3 protein-coding genes are annotated in these 3,508 nt (G+C 37.3%); all 3 read left to right on the top strand.

Features of this window, described 5'->3' with window-relative positions; genetic code table 11:
* The first annotated feature begins 126 nt into the window (after positions 1-126).
* From AOG54_RS01900 to AOG54_RS01890, 3 genes are read left to right on the top strand one after another with little or no spacing between them, the layout of a single operon-like run.
* Positions 127-999 (top strand): FAD binding domain-containing protein, encoded by an 873-nt coding sequence (locus AOG54_RS01900; RefSeq protein WP_054963808.1) that lies wholly within the window; start codon positions 127-129, stop codon positions 997-999.
* On the top strand, positions 983-1,468 hold the full coding sequence (locus AOG54_RS01895) for a (2Fe-2S)-binding protein (RefSeq protein ID WP_054963809.1): 486 nt from the start codon (positions 983-985) through the stop codon (positions 1,466-1,468). The genes AOG54_RS01900 and AOG54_RS01895 overlap by 17 nt, the downstream gene beginning before the upstream one ends.
* Positions 1,455-3,455 (top strand): xanthine dehydrogenase family protein molybdopterin-binding subunit, encoded by a 2,001-nt coding sequence (locus tag AOG54_RS01890; RefSeq protein WP_055032334.1) that lies wholly within the window; start codon positions 1,455-1,457, stop codon positions 3,453-3,455. Before AOG54_RS01895 ends, AOG54_RS01890 begins: the two co-directional genes overlap by 14 nt.
* The last annotated feature ends 53 nt before the right edge of the window (positions 3,456-3,508 follow it).

Here is a 3,508-nt window from a genome sequence, read left to right as displayed (position 1 = left end):
AATTATTAATAGCATATTATTATTAAAAATTAATTAAAAATAATCTGAATTTTATTATTCAATAATTTTATTAATTATAAGGTATCTTAAAAAAAATTTAAATAGTTTTTATAATTAATTATAGTAATGTATCCGGATAAATTCGAATATTTTGCGCCAGAAGATATTGAAAGTTTGGAAAAGTTGCTGGATAAATTCCAGGATGATGCCAAGATACTTGCAGGGGGTCAGAGCCTAATACCTCTTTTAAAGCTCAGGTTCACATCCATTCCAAATATTATAGATATAGCCAACATAAAGGAACTAAATTTTATAGATGGTTCTGATGGATTAAAGATAGGCCCAATGGTAAGAACTGCAGAGGTTGCAAGAAATAGGCTTATAAAACAGAAGTGCAATCTTTTATCTGATGCGGCCTCAAAAATAGCTGATCCGCAGGTTAGAAACATGGGGACAATAGGTGGTGATGTCTGTGAGGCAGACCCAAGGAATGATATGCCAGCTGTTATGCTTGCACTAAATGCTGAGTTTGAAATAACCGGCTCTTCAGGTATTAGAACTGTTAAGGCCACAGATTTCTTTAAAGATGCATACACGACCGATGTCAGACCAAATGAAATTTTAACAAAAATTATTATAGGTGACTATTCAAAATATTATGGCAAATACTTCAAGTTTACAACACTTTCAAGCGATTTTCCGGTATTCGCCATAGCAGTGAATATGTCAGTTGGGAATGACAAAACAATCAATGATTTGGGCATAGGACTTACAAATTTAAATACAACTGCGGTTAAAGCTGTTGACGTTGAGGAATTTTTAAAGGGAAAAAAGCCGGATGATAACACACTTGAATCTGCATTTAAAAAACTGGAATCATATATTGATATAGAGGATGATGTTAACGGCACTAAGGACCATAAAATGGAGATTTTAAATGAAATGTTTAAAAATGGAATAAAAGAGGTATATGGTGTTTTAAATGATGGTAAACATTAAGGTAAATGGGAAGGAATATAAAAAGGATGTCGAGCCACGCATGCTGCTTGTAAGTTTTTTGAGGGACGAGCTTGGTTTAACCGGAACACATATAGGATGCGATACAACCAACTGCGGTGCCTGTACGGTTTTAATGGATGGAAAAACAGTTAAATCATGCACCGTTCTGGCAGTTCAGGCAAACAATCATGAAATAACAACAATAGAAAGCAATGACCCTGATCTAAATGCTGTTAAGGATTCATACGTTGAGGAAGAGGGACTGCAGTGCGGTTTCTGTACCCCCGGCATGATTATGCAATCATATTACTTAATAAAAAATGCGGAAGGGGACATAGACGAGGACTACATAAAAAAGAACCTTAGAGGTAATCTGTGCAGGTGCACAGGATACAGAACCATTATCGATTCTGTTAAAAAGGCAGAGGAAAAATTAAGGCAGAGGGAGGAGATAAATGTATCTAAATAGATTTGTTAACGGCCAGGGAAAATATATAGATGACATTAAAATGGATAATATGCTTTACATGGCCATTGCCAGAAGCCCATATGCACATGCAAGAATAAAAAATATAAAGGGCGGGTTAAATTCATCTGAATTAAAGGCATATTACACCCTTGATGATCATGCCATGAGAGAGCCAGTGCTTGCAATTGATGAGGTAAATTATGTTGGCCAGTGCGTTGCCGCCTTTTTTTCCGAGAACAGATATGAGGCAGAGGATCTGGTAAATACACTTGAGGTCGATTACGAGCCCCTTGACGCAGTTGCATCAATTGATGAGGCATTAAAACACCCGCCTGTGAGGCATGGAATGAAGGACAATATTATGGAAACTGAAGAAATTGGAAAAAAATTCAGTGAAAAGGATATTGACTTTGATTTAAAGGTTAGCGACTCAATATTCATGGATCGTGTTCTTGCGAATCCAATGGAAACAAGGGGGATAGTTGCAGATTACCGCGATGGTGTGCTTAATGTATACATTTCAAGCCAGTCGGTTCACAGGATGAAGGCTGGCATAATGAAGGCACTTAACCTCCCTGAGGATAAGGTTAATGTTTATCATGTTGATACCGGTGGGGCATTTGGACTTAAGGCATTGCTATTTCCAGAGTATATAATAGCCTGTTACGCATCAATGAAGTATAAAAGGCCCGTTAAGTGGATAGAAACAAGAACAGAGCATCTGCAATCCGCCCATGCTGGAAGGGGCATAAGGGCAGACATTACCCTTTACGCCAAAAAGGATGGCAGGATTACAGGCCTTGATGGTACAGTTTATCTGGATTCTGGTGCATACTATGCTGATGCTGATAAGGTCGATATGGGAAATGTTGTTCACGAGGTTACTGGCCCCTATTTTATTGAAAATGCGCATTTAACTGCAAAGTATGTGCTTACAAACAAATCTTTGAATGGTTACTACCGTGGTGCTGGTAAACCAGAGGCATCAATCATCATGGAAAGAATGATTGATCTGCTTGCAGACAGGCTTAATATGGATATTGCCGATATAAGATTGAAAAATGCAACAGAAAAACCATTTAAATCCCCACTTGGCCTTGACATGAATTACCCAACAAAACCATTCCTGGAGGCTGCATTAAAACATTTCGATTACTATAACCTATCAAAGAAGGAAAAGCTTGGCATATCACTTTTCATCCTTGATGAGGACACTGCGCCCGGTGAATCATGCAGAATACATGTAAAGGATGGAAGGGTGCATGTTTATTTTGGTGGTGATGTTTCCGGCCAGGGTCATGAACTATTCACACAGGAAATACTTAGTAATGAATTTGGCATAGATAAAAATTTAATTTCACTGGAATATGATGATACGGTGACATTAAAGGACGGCACTGGTACATGGGGATCTAGATCAGGAATTACACATACGTCAGTTTTAATGAAAACTGCTGAAATAATAAAGAATGATGTGATCAAAAAATTCGGTAAATATGATAGCAAACTTTTACTGGAAAACGAATTTAATGAGTATTATTATTACAAAATAGATTACAACGCAAATTCTGTAAACTTTAACATGGTTTCATGTGATATCAATGATATTAACTCCATAAAGGTCTATGCATATTATGATCTTGGCAAGGTAATAAACCGTAAGAATGTCCTTGGTTCAATCCACGGTGGAAGTCTTCAGGCCATCAGCGAGACATTATGTGAAACGATGAGGTATTCAGATGATGGGCAGCTGATAACAAACAATATTGCAGATGCCGGGCTTTTAACAGCAGATAGGATTCCAGAATTTAATATAGAACTTGTTGAAAATCCATCGGAATTTCCATCAAAGGCAAAGGGCATTGGAGAATCACCCATGATAGGAATACCAAGTGCACTTGCAAGGTCAATAGAACTGCAGACAAAAAAGAGGGTTACAAAATTCCCGATTGATGATTTAAAATTATTTAATAAATGCATGGATTAATAAAAATTATGTGAGGGTTGTATCATGTAATACCACTGCACTTGCAAGGTCCC

It is taken from the genome of Acidiplasma aeolicum, from assembly GCF_001402945.1.
Lineage (GTDB): Archaea > Thermoplasmatota > Thermoplasmata > Thermoplasmatales > Thermoplasmataceae > Acidiplasma > Acidiplasma aeolicum.
The sequence above is the reverse complement of the archived record's forward strand: the minus strand, read 5'-3'. Positions and strand labels throughout refer to the sequence as shown.

Bases quoted from the DNA above. Each gene is read 5' to 3' on its own strand.
- AOG54_RS01900 (WP_054963808.1), top strand. From the start codon at position 127: ATGTATCCGGATAAATTCGAATATTTTGCGCCAGAAGATATTGAAAGT.
- AOG54_RS01895 (WP_054963809.1), top strand. From the start codon at position 983: ATGATGGTAAACATTAAGGTAAATGGGAAGGAATATAAAAAGGATGTC.
- AOG54_RS01890 (WP_055032334.1), top strand. From the start codon at position 1,455: ATGTATCTAAATAGATTTGTTAACGGCCAGGGAAAATATATAGATGAC.